This window comes from Rhodopseudomonas sp. WA056 (genome assembly GCF_010906995.1).
Taxonomy (GTDB): Bacteria; Pseudomonadota; Alphaproteobacteria; order Rhizobiales; family Xanthobacteraceae; genus Rhodopseudomonas; species Rhodopseudomonas palustris_G.
Map to the genome: position 1 here is coordinate 48817 of NZ_QPFS01000001.1, position 18509 is coordinate 67325.

An 18509-nucleotide genomic window follows, 5' to 3' on the forward strand; every position below is an offset into this window, starting at 1 on the left:
GATGCGTTTCCTGACCACCTTCCAGACCGCCGATTTCCTCGACACGCTGGTCAGCCTCGCCGTCGCCTTCGTGCTCGGCATGCTGATCGGCGCCGAACGGCAGTATCGGACCCGCGCCGCTGGCCTGCGTACCAACGTGCTGGTGGCGGTCGGCGCCGCCGCTTTCGTCGATCTGGCGATGCATCTGGCCGGCGCCGACGGCGCGGTCCGGGTGATCGCCTATGTGGTCTCCGGCATCGGCTTTCTCGGCGCCGGGGTGATCATGAAAGAGGGCATGAATGTCCGCGGCCTCAACACCGCGGCGACGCTGTGGAGTTCGGCCGCGGTCGGCTGCTGCGCCGGCGGAGACCTGGCGGCGCAGGCGGTGGCGCTGACCGTGTTCGTGATCGCCGGCAATACGCTGCTGCGGCCGCTCGTCAATGCCATCAACCGTATTCCGTTCGACGAGCGCACCTCGGAGGCGACCTATTCGGTCCGCCTCACCGCAGGCAGCGCCGCCGCCGGCCGGCTGCGCGAGCATCTCGAAGAAAAGCTGGAGCAGGCCGACTATCCGGTCGCGGATGTCGAGGTCGAATCCGTCGAGCACGCCGACGACAAGGTCGAGATCGTCGCCACGCTGGTCTCGACCGCTGTGGAGCCCAATGAGCTCGATGCGGTGGTGGCAGAACTCGGCAAGGAGCCGGGCGTCGAACACGCCGCCTGGGAAACCAGCACTAAAGATTGATTTAACCTTGTCGGCAAATGCGACCGTTCCGGAACCCGGTGCGACACCGGAACCCGGAACGATGCCCCCGCGCGCCGGTTGGTTCGGGCGAGGAAGGGACGAGGATCATGACAGCAGACGACAACGACAAGGAGCGCGGTCTGAGGCGGGATCTGGTGCTGGCCGGCGTGCTGATCGCCGCGGGCGTGGCGCTATCCGGGCTGTCGCTGACCCAGATCGACACCCGCACCGGCGGGCTGCAGTTCGCCCAGGCGACCCCGCAGCCGCCGAGTTCGACACCCGGCGCGGAGCACAGGCCGGCTGCATCGCAGGACGCGCAGCCGACCGGCGCGCGGCCCCACGACATTCCGCCACAGCCCGCCCGTCCTGACCAGGACGCGGTGCAGTCCGGCGCCAGGCCGGCGCTGCCGCCTGCGCCGCCGGAGAAGATCGGCGAACCGATCAAGCCGAAGGGCGGCTGAACCGACGACAGTTAGAAACGGAAGATTGAACCTGGCCGGGCCGCGTTTCGCGAGCCCGGTCTTTCTTTGCTGTGCGCACGGCAGCGATCGCGCGGTCGGCAGGAGATTCGGGTTCGCGCTTCGCGCGCCCCGGAATGACTCGGGGTGGGGCAATTGGGATCACACCGTCATTCCGGGGCGCGAGCGCAGCTCGCGAACCCGGAATCTCGAGGTGTTCTGGCAGAAGGCGGACAACGCGAACGCTGTCCGCCCAAAGGCCGTCCGGCGACTCAGCGCACCAGGACGTTCTTGAACTGCCACGGATCGGAGGTGTCGATGTCCTCCGGGAACAGGCCGGGGCGGTCGGTGAGCGGGGTCCAGTCGGTGTAGTAGCCCTTCACCGGGCCGAGATACGGCATCTGCACCTCGAGGCAGCGGCGGAAGTCCATCTCGTCGGCCTCGACGATGCCGGCTTCGGGGTTTTCCAGCGCCCACACCATGCCGGCCAGCACAGCCGACGACACCTGCATGCCGGTGGCGTTCTGATACGGGCAGACCTTGCGGGTTTCCTCGATCGAGAGCTGCGAGCCGTACCAGTAGGCGTTCTTGGCGTGGCCGTAGACCAGCACGCCGAGCTCGTCGATGCCATCGACGATCTCGTTCTCGTCCAGGATGTGCCACTTCGGCTGCATCTTGCCTTCTGCGCCGAACATCTCGTGCAGCGACAGCACCGCATCGTTGGCCGGGTGATAGGCGTAGTGGCAGGTCGGCCGGTACACCACGTTCTGGCCGTCGCGCACCGTGAAGTAGTCGGCGATCGAGATCGACTCGTTGTGGGTGACGAGGAAGCCGTACTGCGCGCCCGGGGTCGGGCACCAGGTGCGGACGCGGGTGTTGGCGCCCGGTTGCAGCAGGTAGATCGCGGCCTGACAGCCCTCGGTGTGCTTGCGGCCGTTGTCCGGGATCCACTTCTCGTGCGTGCCCCAGCCCAGTTCGGCCGGCTGCAGGCCTTCGGACACGAAGCCTTCGACCGACCAGGTGTTGACGAACACGTTCATCGGCTTCGGGGTCTTGGCGCGCTGGGTATCACGCTCGGCGATGTGGATGCCCTTGACGCCGAGCTTCTGAGCGAGCTGGCCCCAGCCTTCGCGGCTCTTCGGTTCGTTGATTTCGGTGCCGGTGTCGCGGGCGATGTCGAGCAGCGCCTGCTTGACGAACCACGACACCATGCCGGGGTTGGCGCCGCAGGTCGACACCGCGGTGGTGCCGCCGGGATTCTTGGCCTTGGCGGCCAGCAGCGTCTCGCGCAGCGCGTAGTTGGAGCGCTTCTCCGGGCCGGCATTCTTGTCGAAATAGAACCCGAGCCAAGGCTCGACCACGGTGTCGATGTACAGCGAGCCGATCTCGCGGCACATCGTCATGATGTCGACCGAGCCGGTATCGACCGACAGATTGACGCAGAAGCCCTGGCCGCCGCCTTCGGTCAGCAGCGGGACCAGCAGTTCGCGGTAGTTGTCCTTGGTGACCGCCTGCTTGATGAAGCGGACGCCGTGCTTCTCGGCGAGTTCGCCGTCCGCGTGCGGATCGATGATCACGAACCGCTTCTTGTCGTACTCGAAGTGTCGCTCGATCAGGGGCAGCGTGCCCTTGCCGATCGAGCCGAAGCCGATCATCACGATGGGGCCGGTGATCTTGGCGTGGATCTTCGAAGTGGACGACATCAGGTTTGAACTCCGGACAGTGGGACAGGGATCACGCCGCTATGTGCGGACAGGACAGTTCGGGAATGTGACGGCGAGGTGAACTTCGGATGTCACCTGCGACCCGTAGGACGAGTGGTCAGTTCGGTTCGGACACGCTGAGTACCGTCAGGGAACGCCGTTCGCCCGACGGGGTCTCGAAACGGATCGACTGTCCGACCGAGAGGCCGATAAGGGCGGCACCGATCGGGGTCAATATCGAAATACGACCAGCTTCGACGTCCGCCTCGGTCGGATATACCAGCGTCACGTGTTTTTCCTTGCCGGTGGTATCGTCCCGGAAGGTCAGGGCGGATTCCATGCAGACGATCCCCGGCAGGGGGGCGCTGTCAGGGGCGACACTGGCGCGGGCGACCTCGCCGGCGAGGAATTCGGCCGTGGCCGGATAGCGCTGCGCGGCGACCTCGGCGAGTTGGCCGAGCCGTTCGGCATCACGGCTGCGGAGGGTAATCGGCGGGCGCTGGGTACGAATGGTCTGAATCATGTCTTTCACGGATCCTTGTCACGCCGCGCGCCTGATGCGCATCGGCATTCACGGGATAAGTAGCAGTCTGAAAAAAGGGGAGAGGTCGTCGACGAGATCGTTAAGCCCGGACGGCGCACGCGCGCGCCCGGGTCACCTTCCTGCGTGAAGGCGACCGGCGCGCAGCATCAAACGGTTGCGGGGCAAGATCGTCATGATCGTCGGAACGTAGGGCTCCCCGCCCGAAAGTCAACGGGGAGCCGATTATCGTACAAATAGATGGACTTAGCTGCGGCGCTTGGCGGTGACTTCGATCTCGATCTTCATTTCCGGCTTGTACAGGCCGGCGACCGCGACAATCGTGGCCGCCGGGCGGATCTCGGAGAGGTTCTCGCCGCACACCGCGAACACCGCATCGGCGTCCTTCGGGTCGGTGATGTAGTAGGTCGCCCGCACGATGTCTTCCATCGCAAAACCGGCTTCCTTCAGGGCTGCGCCGATCGTCTTGAAGCAGTTCCGGGTCTGCGAGGTGACGTCCTCGGGCAGTGTCATCGTGGTGTAGTCGTAGCCGGTGGTCCCGGAAACGAAGACGAAATCACCGTCGACCACGGCGCGGCTGTAGCCGGCAGTTTTTTCGAACGGCGATCCGGTGGAAATCAGGCGACGCGACATTGAAGCAATCCTGGAACTGAGAGAGACGGCAGCCAATGCCGCGTCTGGTTTTGCAAATCAAGGCCGAGACTGTCTCAGCCCTGACACACGATCGGGTTAAGCTGCGGTTGTTTCGGCTCCGCGGCCGCGCCGCCGGCGCAAGGCGTCGACGGCGATCTTGAGAGCGAACACGGCGAGCACCAGCACCGTGACACGCGGGCGCTTGGCCGGATCGCGCGGTGCGAAGGCGCGGTGAGTCGGGCGCGGCAATCGAAGAAAACGCATCGGCCCCTCCTTACGCGGCGCGACGAAGACGCGCCCGCTCGGCGCGTGCCGGCTTGGCGGTGGTACCGGTGGCGACGATCAGGCCGGCGGCACCGTCGAGCGCGCCCTTGCGCAGTTCGAGGCCGAGCAGGCGGTCGCGCTCGAATGGGCCGGGCAGCGCCAGCGCATCCATCTTATCAGTCGTGAAGCCGAACCGCGCGTAGTACGGCGCGTCGCCGAGCAGGATCACCGCGCCGTGGCCGCGCGCGGCGGCTTCCGCCAGCGCCGCGCGCATCAGTGCGCCGCCGACGCCGAATTCGCGGCAGGACGGATCGACGGCGAGGGGGCCGAGCACGAGTGCGGCCCGGCCCCCTGCGTCGACATGCCAGAGCCGAACGGTGCCGACCAGCCGGCCTTGACGGACCGCGGAGAAGGCGAGGCCTTCCGCGGGCGCGCGTCCATCACGCAAACGCTGGCAGGTGCGCGCGTGGCGGTTTTCGCCGAAGCACGCATCCAGCAGGCGCTCACGCGCGGCAATGTCGGAGCTCTTTTCCGCACGGATCGCGAACGGAACGGCTGCGACGTTCAAGGCAGTCAGGGGGGCGAGGGTGTTCGTCATGGCACGTCGATCCCCACGCTCTCCGGCGAACCGCGCCGGCAGCGTGTTGTCAGCAAACAGCGATGTGACTGGGAGAGGCCGGCAAGCCGGCCTCGATTCTTCTGCTCCCTCTCCCACTCGCGGGAGAGGGCCGGGGATGAGGGCGAGTCGCCCTTCCCCTACCCGGACCGCCTCCGATCCAACCTCCTCCGCAAGCGGGGAGGTGAACGGAGTTAGATGTGGTAGGTCGCCAGCGGCGGGAAGCCGTTGAACGCCACCGCCGAGTAGGTCGACGTATAGGCGCCGGTGCCTTCGATCAGCAGCTTGTCGCCGATCTCCAGCGTCACCGGCAGCGGATACGGCAGCTTCTCGTACAGCACGTCGGCGGAGTCGCAGGTCGGGCCGGCGAGCACGCAGGGCGTCATCTCGGCGCCGTCGTGGCGCGATTTGATCGCGTAGCGGATCGACTCGTCCATCGTCTCGGCCAGACCGCCGAACTTGCCGATGTCGAGATACACCCAACGCGTCTCGTCGTCGTCGCTCTTCTTCGAGATCAGAACGACTTCGGTCTCGATCACGCCGGCGTTGCCGACCATGCCGCGGCCCGGCTCGATGATGGTCTCCGGGATCTGGTTGCCGAAGTGCTTGCGCAGCGCCCGGAAGATCGAGCGGCCGTACTGCACCACAGGCGGAACCTCCTTCAGATACTTGGTCGGGAAGCCGCCGCCCATGTTGACCATCGACAGGTTGATGCCGCGCTCGGCGCAGTCGCGGAACACCTGCGCGGCCATCGCCAGCGCACGGTCCCACGCCTTCACTTTGCGCTGCTGGGAGCCGACATGGAACGAGATGCCGTAGGCTTCCAGGCCGAGACGCTTGGCGACGTCGAGCACGTCGACCGCCATCTCCGGATCGCAGCCGAACTTGCGCGACAGCGGCCACTCGGCGCCGGCGCAGTCGTACAGGATGCGGCAGAACACCTTCGAGCCGGGCGCCACGCGCGCGATCTTCTCCACCTCGGCGGTGCAGTCGACCGAGAACAGGCGAATGCCGAGCTCGTAGGCGCGCGCGATGTCGCGCTCCTTCTTGATGGTGTTGCCGAACGAGATGCGGTCCGGGGTCGCTCCCGCGGCCAGCGCCATCTGGATTTCCTGCACCGAGGCGCAGTCGAAGCACGAGCCGAGCGAGGCCAGCAGCGACAGCACTTCCGGCGCCGGGTTGGCCTTGATCGCATAGAACACGCGGCTGTCCGGCAGCGCCTTGGCGAAATGCATGAAGTTGTCGCGGACCACTTCGAGGTCGACGACCAGGCACGGCTCGACGTCCAGACCCTTGGCGCGGCGGTCGCGCAGGAATTCGCGGATACGTTCGGTCATGGCACTCTCCCACGCGCCCAGCGACGGGCGCGAACCAAAACGATGGCGCTGGTCCGACGGCTTCAGCGCCGTCGCGCGATGGAGGCGCGACGAGCGATCAGCTCGGACGAGCAGTGCTGCCTTGGATTGGTTGGGAAGGATCCCGCCCGCTCACTGGCAATGAAGGACAAGCCTCTTCGGTATTCGCGCCGGCTGATGGAAAGCCGGCAGAGACCAAAAAAGCCCGCTCCGTCGTTGCTTTAAGTCGCGTCCCCCGTTGAGAACGAGGTGCGCCGGTTCGCCTCCGGCTGTCAGTCACGGTTGCAAGAGAGGAAGACACCTTCAACGGCATCTCTTGAGAGAGATGCTGGCCTCGTCGCGTGAACGCTCGGAGACCCTCGGCTCTTCATCCCTTGGCGGCTGTCCGGCCTCTTGTCCGGATACCTACCGACTGACACACGACCACGGGCACGTGCGAAATTGGGCAAGGGTGCAAATAGGTGTTTCGATGCCGGGTCGCAAGATTTTTTTTGTCTTAACCAGACAATTATCCGCCGTCGTCGCGGAGCGTTGCCGATCCACCACACCGGCAGCTACGAAGCTGAACGTTTGTTCAAGTTTTTCAATAACGACGGGGACAATTATGACGGCGGCGCGTCGGTCCCGAGGCTCCGGGCCGGATTGGATCAGGCGCGCCTGAAGAACGGTTCGATGCGCTGAGCGTTGCGAACGAAGCCGATCATGATCACCACGCCGAGGACGAACAGCACCGCCTGCAGGATGTGGGTGGCGTTGTCACCGAGGCCGAACAGGATTGCCAATGCCCACCCCCCGGCGAACGCGGCCCCGAACACCTCGGCGCCGATCAGGATCGCGGCGCTGATGACGGTGATGACGCTCGGCCAGGCGATCTGGCGAGATCCGGTAGCGGTGGCAGGCTTGCTCATGATTGGAAGGTCCTTCTGGCGGGCGCAATCTAGCGAAATCGCCCGCATCGGCAAGCGAAAGCGGATGATCTCCTAAAGTGTCAGCAGTGGGGCGTCCGGTTCAACCTGCGCAGATTACCCGCACGGCCACGGGAAACTGGGCGCAAAAAAGCCTCACCCGATGGTATATGTCGGACGTTTCCCAGACCCGAATTCAGGATGGATCGATGTCAGAGAGCTTCGGACCGATTGCCGCACCCGCTGACGTCGGCAATCCGCTGCTGGCCGCCTGGGCCACTCCGTTCGAGACGCCGCCGTTCGCCGAGATCATGCCCGAGCACTTCATGCCGGCGTTCGAGCAGGCATTCGCCGACCACTCTGCGGAGATCGCTGCGATCGTCAACGATCCGACCGAGCCGGACTTCGACAACACCGTCACGGCGCTGGAGCGATCCGGGAAGCTGCTGAACCGGGTCGCTGCGGTGTTTTACGATCTGGTGTCGGCGCATTCGAGCCCGGAACTGTTGAAGATCGACGAAGAGGTGTCGCTGCGGATGGCGCGGCACTGGAATCCGATCATGATGAATGCGGTGCTGTTCGGCCGGATCGCGGCGCTGCGCGACAAGCGCGACAGCCTCTGCCTGACGCCGGAGCAGAGCCGGCTGCTCGACCGCACCTATACCCGCTTCCACCGTGCCGGCGCCGGCCTCGACGAGACCGCCAAGGCACGCATGGCCGAGATCAACGAACGTCTGGCGCAGCTCGGCACCAGCTTCAGCCATCATCTGCTCGGCGACGAGCAGGACTGGATGATGGAGCTCGGCGACGGCGACACCGAGGGCCTGCCCGACAGCTTCGTGGCCGCGGCGCGCGCTGCGGCTGAAGAGCGCGGCCTGTCCGGAAAGGCGGTGGTGACGCTGTCGCGGTCGTCGGTCGAGCCGTTCCTGAAGATGTCGAGCCGGCGCGACCTGCGCGAGAAGGTGTATCGGGCCTTCATCGCCCGGGGCGACAACGGCAACGGCAACGACAACAACGCGATCATCGGCGAGATTCTCAGTCTGCGCGAGGAAAGCGCCAGGTTGCTCGGCTATCCGACGTTTGCGGCTTACCGCCTTGAAGACTCGATGGCCAAGACCCCGGAGGCGGTGCGCGGCCTGCTCGAGCGGGTCTGGAAGCCGGCGCGGGCTCGTGTGCTCGCCGACCGCGATGCGCTGCAGGAGCTGGTCGCCGAAGAGGGCGGCAACTTCAAGCTGGCGCCGTGGGACTGGCGCTATTACGCCGAGAAGCTGCGTCAGCGCCGCGCCAATTTCGACGACGCCGCGATCAAACCGTATCTGACGCTGGACGGCATGATCGCCGCGGCGTTCGACACCGCCACCCGGCTGTTCGGCATCGCGTTCGAGGAGCGCAAGGACGTGCCGGTGTGGCATCCGGACGTCCGGGTGTGGGAGGTGAAGGATCAGGACGGTGCGCACCGCGGTCTGTTCTACGGCGACTATTACGCCCGGCCGTCGAAACGCTCAGGCGCCTGGATGACGTCGCTGCGCGATCAGCAGAAGCTCGATGGCGCGGTGGCGCCGCTGATCATCAACGTCTGCAACTTCGCCAAGGGCGCCGGTGGCGAGCCGTCGCTGTTGTCGCCGGACGATGCCCGCACCCTGTTTCACGAGTTCGGCCACGGCCTGCACGGCATGCTGTCGGATGTGACCTACCCGTCGCTGTCCGGCACCAGCGTGTTCACCGATTTCGTCGAACTGCCGTCGCAGCTCTACGAGCACTGGCAGGAGCAGCCGCAGGTGCTGCGGCAGTTCGCCCGGCACTATCAGACCGGCGAGCCGCTGCCCGACGATCTGCTTCAACGCTTCATCGCGGCCCGCAAGTTCGGCCAGGGCTTCGCCACCGTCGAATTCGTCTCCTCGGCGCTGCTCGATCTCGAATTCCACACCCAGCCCGCCGCCGGCATCGGCGAGATCCGCGCGTTCGAGCGCAAGGAACTCGACAAGATCGGCATGCCGGAAGAGATCGCGCTTCGGCACCGGCCGACCCAGTTCGGTCACATCTTCTCCGGCGATCACTACGCCTCGGGCTACTACAGCTACATGTGGAGCGAGGTGATGGACGCCGATGCGTTCGGCGCGTTCGAGGAGGCCGGGGATATCTTCGCAGCCGACGTGGCGAAGCGGCTGCGTGACGACATCTATGCGTCCGGCGGCTCGCGCGATCCGGAGGAAGCCTATGTGGCGTTCCGTGGCCGCAAGCCGGAGCCCGACGCGCTGCTGCGCCGCCGCGGCCTGCTCGACACGCCGGAGGCCGCGTAGCCGCATGATCGGCCTCGTTCGCGGTGTCGCCGTCCGTTCCGCGCTGGTCGCGGCCGTGCTGGCCTTGGTCGGCTTCGGCACCGCCGACGCGCACCCGCACGTCTGGGTGACCTCGACGAGCGAACTGGTCTATGCGCCGGACGGCACGTTCACCGGCGTGCGGCATTCCTGGGCGTTCGACGACATGTTCACGGCGTATGCGATCCAGGGCATCGAGCCGAAGCAGAAGGGCGTCTACACCCGAGAGGATCTGGCGCCGTTGGCGCAGACCAACGTCGAGTCGCTGAAGGAATTCGCTTACTTCACCTTCGCCAAGGCCGGCGGCAAGAAGCAGAAATTCGGCGAACCGGTCGACTATTATCTGTCCTACAAGGACAGCGTGCTGACGCTGCACTTCTTCCTGCCGCTGAAGACCCCGGTGAAGAGCAACGAATTGTCGGTCGAGGTGTTCGATCCGAGCTATTTCATCGACTTCTCGTTCGTCGAGAAGAATCCGGTCGGATTGGTCGGCGCGCCGCCCGGCTGCACGGTGAGTTTCCAGCGACCGAACGACGGCACCGCTACCGCACAGCGGATGAGCGAGGACAACTTCCTGAGCGGCGACAATTCCAACTATGGCGCGATGTTCGCCAACAAGATCGCGGTGACCTGCCCATGACGTCTCATCGCCGGTTTGCGTTTGTCACCTTGTTCGTCTGCATCGCCGCGCTCGTGCTCGGCGACGCCACGCTGCATGCGGCATTCGCGCACAACCCGTTCGGTGCGCCGAAGGGTGCGCCGGAGCCGCAGGCCGGGGGCATCGTCGGCTGGCTGCTGGCGCAGCAATCGGCGTTCTACAAGCAGATGTCGGCGACGATCCGCGCCGCCAAGGCCGATGGCAGTGCGGTGTGGACGCTGCTCGGCATTTCGTTCGCCTACGGCGTGTTCCATGCCGCCGGGCCGGGCCACGGCAAGGCGGTGATCTCGTCCTATCTGGTCGCCAATGAAGAGACCGCGCGGCGCGGCATTGCGCTGTCGTTCGTCTCGGCGATGCTGCAGGCGGTGGTCGCGGTGACGATCGTCGGAGTCTGTGCCTGGCTGCTCAACGCCACCGCCAGCACGATGTGCAGCGCCGAGCGGGCCATCGAGATCGGCAGCTACGCGCTGATCGCACTGTTCGGCGCCCGGCTGGTCTGGATCAAGGGCGGTGGCTTCTTCCGCGCGCTGCAGGCATCGATGCGCAAGCCGCAGCTCGCGATGGCCGGGGTGCCGGCGGCGCTGGTGGACCACGACCACCATCACCACGATCACGATCACCACCATGGCGCGCACGGCCATGCCCATGCCCGCGCGGCCCACGCCGACCACCATGACCACGGGCATGACCACGGTTCCGCGCACAACCATGCCCACGACGAACACCACCATCACCACGGCCCCGGCGAAGCTTGTGACCATTGCGGCCATTCGCACGGGCCGGAACCCAGTGCGCTCGCCGGCCCCGGCGGCTGGCGGCGCGGACTGGCCGCGGTGCTGACGGTCGGCATCCGCCCATGTTCCGGCGCGATCCTTCTGATGGTGTTTGCGCTGGCTCAGGGCTTGTTCTGGGCCGGGATCGTCGCCACTTTCGTCATGGCGCTGGGCACCGCGATCACGGTCGCGACCATCGCGGTGGCTGCGGTGTCGGCAAAGGGGCTGGCCCGCAAGCTCGCCGCACAGCGCGATGGCGGCGGCATGCTGGTGATGCGTGGGCTGGAGTTTGGCGCAGCCGGTGTGGTGCTGCTGCTCGGCTGCGGACTTCTCCTAGGATATGTCGCAGCCGAACGTGTGACGTGTCTTTAACCACCGGCCTGCAAATCTGCGTCTCGAGCGGCTGCGGCAAAACCCAGCGGCGTTTCGTGCGTAGATGATCAGGACACCACGGTCCGCCGAGCGGGATGCCGCGGTGCACGACGCACCGAACGTCACCGCATCGTCTTGACAACGATAGTCCAAAGCGCGAAGCCAAGCAGCAATATGAGCGTCATTGTTCCGATCCATGGACCTGCGATCGCCCTGGCGCCCGCGCCGGAGCGGGTCGGTGTGCTGTTGGTCAACCTCGGCACCCCCGACAGTTGCGACACCAAGGGCGTGCGCATTTACCTGCGCGAGTTCCTGTCCGATCCGCGGGTGATCGAAAACCAGGGTCTGTTCTGGAAGCTGGCGCTCAACGGCATCATTCTGAATACCCGTCCGGCCCGAAAGGCCAAGGACTACCAGAAGATCTGGAACCACGAAAAGAACGAGTCGCCGCTCAAGACCATCACCCGCGCCCAGGCCGAAAAGGTCGCCGCATCGCTGTCCGACCGTGGCCATCTGATCGTCGACTGGGCGATGCGCTACGGCAACCCGTCGCTGCGCGACCGGATCGAGGCGCTGGTGGCCAAGGGCTGCACCCGGCTGCTGGTGGTGCCGCTGTATCCGCAATATTCCGCCGCGACCTCGGCGACGGTGTGCGACCAGGCGTTCCGCGTGCTGCGCGAACTCCGCGCCCAGCCGACGTTGCGGGTGACGCCGCCGTATTATCGCGATCCGGCCTATATCGACGCGCTGGCGACCTCGATCAGATCGCACCTCGCTTCGCTGTCGTTCGAGCCGGAATTGATCGTGGCCTCGTTCCACGGCATGCCGCAGGCCTATATCGACAAGGGCGACCCGTATCAGGCGCAGTGCGTGGCGACCGTCGAGGCGCTGCGCGAGCGAATGGGCCTCGCCGACGACAAGCTGCTGCTGACCTTCCAGTCGCGATTCGGTTTCGACCAATGGCTGCAGCCCTACACCGACAAGACCATCGAGGCGCTGGCCAGCAAAGGCGTGCGCAAGATCGCCGTTGTGATGCCCGGATTCTCGGCCGATTGCCTGGAGACCCTCGAGGAGATCGCGCAGGAAAATGCCGAGATCTTCATGGAGCACGGCGGCGAGGAGTTCACCGCGATCCCTTGCCTCAATGATTCCGACGCAGGCATTCAGGTGATCCGCCAGCTCGTGCTGCGCGAACTGCAAGGCTGGCTCTAATCAAGGCTGGCTCGAATCAAGGCCGGCTTTGATCAAGGCCAGCCTTAGTCGAGGCTGGCTGCTGGTTGTCGGCTACAGTCAGCCTCTGCTCAATTCCGTCACTCTCGAACCTGCCTCGCTGCGGCGGCGACTCACCAGGGTTGCGTCCGGCCGGCGCAGCCATCACCATGCCGGCGCGAAAGGCGAAATCCGGCGAGGAGAGTTTGCATGTTTTATGATCTCAGCGGGTTCGATGTCTTCGTCATCGTTCTCGTCCTGCTGGTGATCCTGACGCTGTTCGCCGGCGTCAAGACGGTTCCGCAGGGGTTCGACTGGACGATCGAGCGGTTCGGCAAGTTCACCCGGACGCTGCCTCCCGGGCTCAACTTGATCATTCCGTATTTCGATCGTGTCGGCCGCAAGGTGAACATGATGGAGCAGGTGATCGAGATTCCCGAACAGGAAGTGATCACCAAGGACAACGCCACCGTGACGGTGGACGGCGTGGCGTTCTATCAGGTGTTCGATGCCGCCAAGGCGAGCTACGAGGTCGCCGATCTCAATCAGGCGATCGTGGTGCTGACCATGACCAACATTCGCTCGGTGATGGGCTCGATGGATCTCGATGCGGTGCTGTCGCATCGTGACGAGATCAACGAGCGGCTGCTGCGCGTGGTCGACGCTGCGGTGTCGCCGTGGGGATTGAAGGTCAACCGCATCGAAATCAAGGACATCGCGCCGCCGGCCGATCTGGTGCAGGCGATGGGGCGGCAGATGAAGGCCGAGCGAGAAAAGCGCGCCGACATCCTGCAGGCCGAAGGTCAGCGTCAGTCGGAGATTCTGCGCGCCGAGGGCGCCAAGCAGGCGCAGATCCTGCAGGCCGAGGGCCGTCGCGAAGCCGCGTTCCGCGACGCCGAGGCGCGCGAGCGCTCCGCCGAAGCCGAAGCGCGGGCCACCCAGATGGTGTCGGAAGCGATCGGCAAGGGCGATGTCGCGGCTCTGAACTACTTCATCGCCGACAAATACATCAAGGCGTTCGGCCAGCTCGCCGAATCGCCGAACCAGAAGGTGATCATGCTGCCGGTCGAGGCGATGAGCATGCTCGGCTCGCTTGCCGGCATCGGCGAGATCGCCAAGGCGACCTTTGGCGAGAGCGCGGCCTCCTCCGCGCAGGCTGCTGCACGCCGCGGTTCGGTGCCGCCGACGACGCCGGTGCCGCCCGCACGGTGAGACGGAGGTTGCCGCCATGACCGGAATGTTCACCGCGCTCGGGGCTTGGAACTGGCTGATTTTCGGTCTGGCGCTGATGGCCCTGGAGTTGCTGGCGCCGGGGGTGTTTCTGTTCTGGCTCGGCCTCGCTGCATTGCTGGTTGGTCTGCTGGCGCTGCTGCTGGAGCCCGGATGGCAGCTCCAGATTCTGTTGTTCGGGCTGTTCGCAGCGGCTGCGGTGCCGCTGTGGCGGCGGCTGGCGCGCGGCGGCGATGTCGAGGTTCATGCGACCAACCCGCACCTCAACCGTCGAACCGATGCTTTGGTGGGGCGCGAATTCACCCTGGAAAAGCCGATCGAAGGCGGCGTCGGCGCGGTGCGGATCGACGATACCGTCTGGCGGGTGTTCGGCCCGGATACGCCAGCCGGCAGCCGGGTGCGGATCGTGGCGGCGGATGGAGCGAAGCTGACGGTGGCTGCGGTTTAGACTCGAACGTTCTGGCCGCGAAAGATGGCCACATTGACATAGGTCGCAGCTATGATCATATTTAACACGGAGGCTCGGTCCGGTTGAAATCCCTTGCGGAGATCAGTCGGAGCATTGCCTCCTTTTCTATTTGGAGGCGTCTCCATACGGATCGAGCACGAGGACTATTCCCCGTGTCTTGAAGACCTGTTGGTCCCTGTATCCATCTCCCTCCCACTGCAAGCGAGCTAGTTTCGGACCGAACTCTCGAGCGATCTCGGAGCGGCTCGTTAGTTCTTTTCCCCATGCCACAGGGCGGAAGCCCCAGTTTATGCAATAAAGGCAGATGTCTGCAGCCTGGACGGCAACTGTCATCTCCGATGATACAAAAAGTGGCGCAGGAACGATCCAATAGGAGCGATTTCGCCCTGTTGCGGTTCTCGTGAAGTAACTCTCCATCCTTGAAACGAACTTCTTGTCGAGCGTTTTCTCGCTCTCGTCCATGACGATCAGCCCATGTTCATGCTGGGCTTCGAGAAAATAGTAGACGCGTTCGAACAGAAAGACGTGATCCTTACGGAGATAGTCAACGTGCTTGAACCCGTTCGGCTGTTTGGTCCCTCTCGGAATCGCGCAGGCGAACAGTCTGGCTTCGTGGGAGATCATCAGTTCGAACGCGCCGCGCGCCATCTCCAAACAGGCTTGTCCGTAGGCGGTGAACTCGGGCCGCGTTGGCGGCTGCCGACGAACTCCCTTATCGAGAAAAGCGCGGGCAAGCTTTCGGCGTTCCTGGCCGATCAGTGGCTCGCCCTGAGCGGCCCAATTGAAGCGGTCTCCGCTCAGCAGTTTCGCGCCCTTGGCTTCCTTCTGGTATACAGCTAGCCGTGTCCCGAAGGCGTCTTCCTCTAACCGCTGCCAGCCCTGCACGAAGCTCCAGAGTTTCCCCGTGTGGAGCGCTATCCCGCCTCTGACTTCGAGCGGCGTGTTCTTGTGATCGTGGCCGCTCTCGTCGATGAAGAACAGCCAGCTCATGGTAGCCTACGCCACCCCGGCCCGCAGCAGGTCGTGCAGATGCACGATGCCGAGCGGCTTCTTGCCTTCGGCCACCAGCAGCGCGGTGATCTTCGAGGAGTTCAGCAGTTCCAGCGCCTGACCGGCGAGCAGGTTCGGGCTGATCGTCTTCGGATTCCGCGTCATCACCTCGTCGACGGTCGCGGTCATCAGGTCCGGCCGCATGTTGCGGCGGAGGTCGCCGTCGGTGACGATGCCGGCGATCTGGCCGTTGCTGTCGATGATGCCGACGCAGCCGAAGCCTTTGGCGGACATCTCGACCAGCGCGTCCGACATTCGGGTGCCGAGCGGCTTCAGCGGCACCGCCTCGCCGGTGTGCATCAGGTCGCGGGCATATTTCAGCATCGCGCCGAGTTTGCCGCCGGGGTGCAGCACGCTGAAGTCTCTCGGGCTAAAGCCGCGACTTTCCAGAAGAGCAATGGCGAGCGCATCGCCGAGCGCCAGCATCATCAGCGACGAGGTCGTCGGCGCCAAATTGTGCGGGCAGGCCTCGCGGGCCTTCGGCAGCGTCAGCGACACATCGGCCGCGGTCGCCAGCGTCGATGTCGGATCCGAGGTCATCGCCACCAGCGCGATCTTGAACCGCTTGGCGTAGTTGATCAGGTTCTTCATTTCCGGCTGCTCGCCGGACCACGACAGCGCCAGAATGATGTCGTCGGCGGTGATCATGCCGAGGTCGCCGTGACTCGCCTCGGAGGCGTGCACGAAGAATGCCGGGGTGCCTGTCGACGCAAAGGTCGCGGCAATCTTGCGGCCGATATGGCCGGACTTGCCGAGCCCGGTGATGATCAACCGGCCCTTGGCGTTTTGAATGAGGTCGATGGTGGCGGCGAAGCGCACGCCGAGATCGGCTTGCAGCGCGGTGGCGAGCGCCGTCACCCCGCTGGCTTCGGCCTCCAGGGTGCGCAGGGCCGAGGGAATTGCTGCGGCGGCTTGCTCGCTCATTGCGTGTGTCGTGATGCGGGTTTTGGACAGTGCCATGCAGGGTCTCCGGCATGGGCCGCGATGCGGCCGGGGCCCTTCCTAGCATGGTGCCGGCCGGGATGCGACGCGGCGCGTCGCGGCTCCACCCGTTTCTCAACCGCTCCTTAACCATAGTTGTTTTAACTCCATTAACGATGAGGAGCGCCGTGCGCTCCCGCCGCCTTGGTCCAGGATTCTGATTTCGTTGGAGTTTTTTGCTGTCGTGACGTGGGCTCCAGCACCGGGCCGCCGCCCCCGCGCAAGTTTGTGCGCCGGCGCCGCATGCCTGTCGCTCGCTGCGGTTGCCACAGCTCCCGCGGGTGCGCAGAGTCTGACGCGCGATCTGTTCAATCCCCAGCGGGGCGGTTTCGTCGCAGCCCAGGACTTGCCGTTGCGGCCGACTCCGGGCAGCGCGACAGCCGGGACGCTTCGGGCCGGCAACGTCTTCGTGCAGCCGGGCGATGATGCCGGCCCGCCGCTGCGCTCGACCTCGACGACCGGATGGAAGTCCGGCTCCGACGATGCCAATCGGGGCAACACCGGCGTCGCCTATGACGCGCTCAACCGCAGGCGCCAGAAGCCGACCTACTATCCCGGCGCGCCTCGGCCGAAGTCGATCGGTCCCGCCTCGCCGATGGTGACCCCGACGCCGCCACCGGCGCGCCCGCTGCCGCCGTCGCAGACCGCCGCCAAGCCGCCATTGCCGCCCGCGCTTGCCGGCCGGGTGCCGGGCCAGCCACCCCGGCGGCAGCTCAAGCTCGACAACGATCCGTTCGGTGCTGTCGGTGACTACGCCGGCAGCTTTCTGATCAAGGGCGCGCTCGAAGTCGGGGGCGGCTACGATTCCAACCCCGCCCGCACCAACACCGCGCGCGGCTCCGGCTTCTACAAGGTGTCGCCGGAACTGATGATCACGTCGGATTGGGAACGGCATGCGCTGGTCGCAGATCTGCGCGGCGCGTTCACCGGGTACGGCCACGACTTCAATCCGCCGGCCGGCACGGTTTCGCCGGCGCCGATCAGTCTCGATCGGCCGGAATTCAACGGCCATGTCGACGGCCGGATCGATGCCAGCCGCGACACCCGCCTGATCGGCCAGGGCCGGCTGATCGTCGGCACCGACAACCCGGGCAGCCCGAACATCCAGGCTGGCCTGATGAAATATCCGGTGTTCACCACCACCGGATTTTCGGGCGGCATCGATCAGAGCTTCAACCGTCTGCAGGTCACGGTGGTCGGCAATTTCGATCGCACCATGTATCAGGATTCACAGCTCACCGACGGCACCAGCGACTCCAACAAGGACCGCAACTACAATCAATACGGAGCCGTCGGTCGGGTCAGCTATGAACTGAAGCCGGGATTGAAGCCGTTCGTCGAAGTCGAGGGCGATACCCGCGTGCACGACCTTCCGGTCGACCGCTACAAATACCTGCGTGGTTCGGAGGGCGGCTACGCCAAGGGTGGCACCAGCTTCGAGCTGACGCGGCTGTTGACCGGCGAAGTCTCGATTGGCTACGCAGCGCGGACCTATGTCGATCCGCGACTGGAAAAGCTCGGCGGCCTGCTCACTGCCGCCTCGCTGGTGTGGACGGTGACGCCGCTGACCACGGTGAAGTTCAACGCCGACACCACGATCGCCGAATCGCCTTTGCCCGGGGTCTCGGGTGTGTTCACCCACACCTATACGGCCGAGGTCGACCACGATTTGCGACGCTGGCTGACCGCGATCGGCAAATTCACCTACGCCACCTACGACTACCGGGGCTCCGGCCGCTCCGATCGGCTCAACTCGATCGAAGGCAATCTGATCTACAAGCTGAACCGGTCGTTATGGGTGAAGGGCCAGCTCCGCTACGACAAGCTGGATTCCAATGTCGTCGGGGGCAGTTACGACGCCACCGTGGTGATGCTCAGCGTCCGGCTGCAGAACTGAAGCGGCAGAGCACCCGAGACAAGCCGGGGAACTGCAAACGGGGCAGGCCTCCCGGCGCACGCGCTACATCAGCCTCGCCAGCGTGAACGATCGGTCTTCATTCGCCTGAAGCGCACGCCGGAACCGTCCGGCAGCCGGGTGGCGATGTAGCCGGCGGCGAGGCAGGCTTCCCGCTGCGGCATGTGCTCGTCCGGCGCATAGGTCGAATCCCACCAGGCGGCACGTTGCGATGCGCGCGGCAGGTCGAAGCCCAGCATCTCCTCGATCTCGGCCATGCTCAGCACAAGCTCCGGTACGGTCTGCCGGGCAAGGTACTCTCGTAATGGTTCGAAGTTCTTCATCGGCCACGTCAA

At 65.2% G+C, this 18509-nt stretch carries 19 protein-coding genes; 9 read left to right on the forward strand and 10 right to left on the reverse strand.

The annotated features are described in order from the left end of the window. Nucleotide 1: 1 nt before the first annotated feature. Both DU475_RS00255 and DU475_RS00260 read left to right on the forward strand, forming a co-directional pair. Complete coding sequence (locus tag DU475_RS00255) at nt 2–724, forward strand: MgtC/SapB family protein (protein WP_164630024.1); 723 nt, start codon at nt 2–4, stop codon at nt 722–724. A 107-nt stretch (nt 725–831) separates the two neighbouring features. Next, nucleotides 832–1185, forward strand: a complete 354-nt coding sequence (locus DU475_RS00260; RefSeq protein ID WP_013500815.1) for a hypothetical protein — start codon at nt 832–834, stop codon at nt 1183–1185. 269 nt (nt 1186–1454) lie between these two features. Here DU475_RS00260 and DU475_RS00265 read toward each other — a convergent pair whose 3' ends face one another. The 7 genes from DU475_RS00265 to DU475_RS00290 form a co-directional block, all read right to left on the reverse strand. Next, nucleotides 1455–2885, reverse strand: coding sequence for a homospermidine synthase (locus tag DU475_RS00265; protein ID WP_164630026.1), 1431 nt, complete (start codon nt 2883–2885; stop codon nt 1455–1457). 118 nt (nt 2886–3003) lie between these two features. Then, nucleotides 3004–3408: a nucleoside diphosphate kinase regulator gene (rnk, locus tag DU475_RS00270; RefSeq protein ID WP_164630028.1), complete on the reverse strand. Its 405-nt coding sequence runs from the start codon at nt 3406–3408 to the stop codon at nt 3004–3006. A gap of 264 nt (nt 3409–3672) precedes the next feature. After that, nucleotides 3673–4059 carry a RidA family protein gene (locus tag DU475_RS00275; RefSeq protein ID WP_013500818.1) on the reverse strand — a complete coding sequence of 129 codons (387 nt, stop codon included), beginning with the start codon at nt 4057–4059 and terminating at the stop codon, nt 3673–3675. Nucleotides 4060–4155: 96 nt separating this feature from the next. Next, nucleotides 4156–4323 carry a hypothetical protein gene (locus DU475_RS23995; protein ID WP_205524146.1) on the reverse strand — a complete coding sequence of 56 codons (168 nt, stop codon included), beginning with the start codon at nt 4321–4323 and terminating at the stop codon, nt 4156–4158. Between the two features lie 10 nt (nt 4324–4333). Then, the gene (locus DU475_RS00280) at nt 4334–4921 is read right to left on the reverse strand and encodes a GNAT family N-acetyltransferase (RefSeq protein ID WP_013500820.1); all 588 of its coding nucleotides are present in this window, start codon (nt 4919–4921) and stop codon (nt 4334–4336) included. A 212-nt stretch (nt 4922–5133) separates the two neighbouring features. Beyond that, nucleotides 5134–6276 (reverse strand): type III PLP-dependent enzyme, encoded by a 1143-nt coding sequence (locus DU475_RS00285; protein ID WP_013500821.1) that lies wholly within the window; start codon nt 6274–6276, stop codon nt 5134–5136. A 665-nt stretch (nt 6277–6941) separates the two neighbouring features. Further along, nucleotides 6942–7202, reverse strand: coding sequence for a hypothetical protein (locus DU475_RS00290; RefSeq protein WP_013500822.1), 261 nt, complete (start codon nt 7200–7202; stop codon nt 6942–6944). A gap of 206 nt (nt 7203–7408) precedes the next feature. Between DU475_RS00290 and DU475_RS00295 the strand changes: the two genes are divergently transcribed. From DU475_RS00295 to DU475_RS00320, 6 genes are all read left to right on the forward strand, one after another. Beyond that, nucleotides 7409–9499, forward strand: a complete 2091-nt coding sequence (locus tag DU475_RS00295) for a M3 family metallopeptidase (RefSeq protein ID WP_164630030.1) — start codon at nt 7409–7411, stop codon at nt 9497–9499. A gap of 4 nt (nt 9500–9503) precedes the next feature. Further along, a complete protein-coding gene (locus DU475_RS00300) occupies nt 9504–10157 on the forward strand; it encodes a DUF1007 family protein (protein ID WP_013500824.1) in 654 nt (217 codons plus the stop codon). Continuing rightward, entirely contained in the window at nt 10154–11320 is a 1167-nt protein-coding gene (locus DU475_RS00305; protein WP_164630032.1) for a nickel/cobalt transporter, read from the forward strand. The genes DU475_RS00300 and DU475_RS00305 overlap by 4 nt, the downstream gene beginning before the upstream one ends. A gap of 174 nt (nt 11321–11494) precedes the next feature. Then, nucleotides 11495–12532, forward strand: coding sequence for a ferrochelatase (gene hemH, locus DU475_RS00310; protein WP_013500826.1), 1038 nt, complete (start codon nt 11495–11497; stop codon nt 12530–12532). A gap of 207 nt (nt 12533–12739) precedes the next feature. Continuing rightward, nucleotides 12740–13741, forward strand: coding sequence for an SPFH domain-containing protein (locus tag DU475_RS00315; RefSeq protein ID WP_013500827.1), 1002 nt, complete (start codon nt 12740–12742; stop codon nt 13739–13741). Nucleotides 13742–13757: 16 nt separating this feature from the next. Further along, a complete protein-coding gene (locus DU475_RS00320; RefSeq protein ID WP_164630034.1) occupies nt 13758–14207 on the forward strand; it encodes an NfeD family protein in 450 nt (149 codons plus the stop codon). Between the two features lie 126 nt (nt 14208–14333). On the opposite strand, the gene DU475_RS00325 is transcribed toward DU475_RS00320, so the two are convergent. Next, a complete protein-coding gene (locus tag DU475_RS00325; RefSeq protein ID WP_164630035.1) occupies nt 14334–15218 on the reverse strand; it encodes a DUF3800 domain-containing protein in 885 nt (294 codons plus the stop codon). Between the two features lie 6 nt (nt 15219–15224). Next, nucleotides 15225–16238 carry a KpsF/GutQ family sugar-phosphate isomerase gene (locus tag DU475_RS00330; protein ID WP_164630037.1) on the reverse strand — a complete coding sequence of 338 codons (1014 nt, stop codon included), beginning with the start codon at nt 16236–16238 and terminating at the stop codon, nt 15225–15227. Nucleotides 16239–16443: 205 nt separating this feature from the next. Between DU475_RS00330 and DU475_RS00335 the strand changes: the two genes are divergently transcribed. After that, entirely contained in the window at nt 16444–18156 is a 1713-nt protein-coding gene (locus DU475_RS00335) for an outer membrane beta-barrel protein (protein WP_013500831.1), read from the forward strand. A 68-nt stretch (nt 18157–18224) separates the two neighbouring features. On the opposite strand, the gene DU475_RS00340 is transcribed toward DU475_RS00335, so the two are convergent. Continuing rightward, nucleotides 18225–18497 (reverse strand): DUF7662 domain-containing protein, encoded by a 273-nt coding sequence (locus DU475_RS00340; RefSeq protein WP_013500832.1) that lies wholly within the window; start codon nt 18495–18497, stop codon nt 18225–18227. Nucleotides 18498–18509 lie beyond the last annotated feature (12 nt).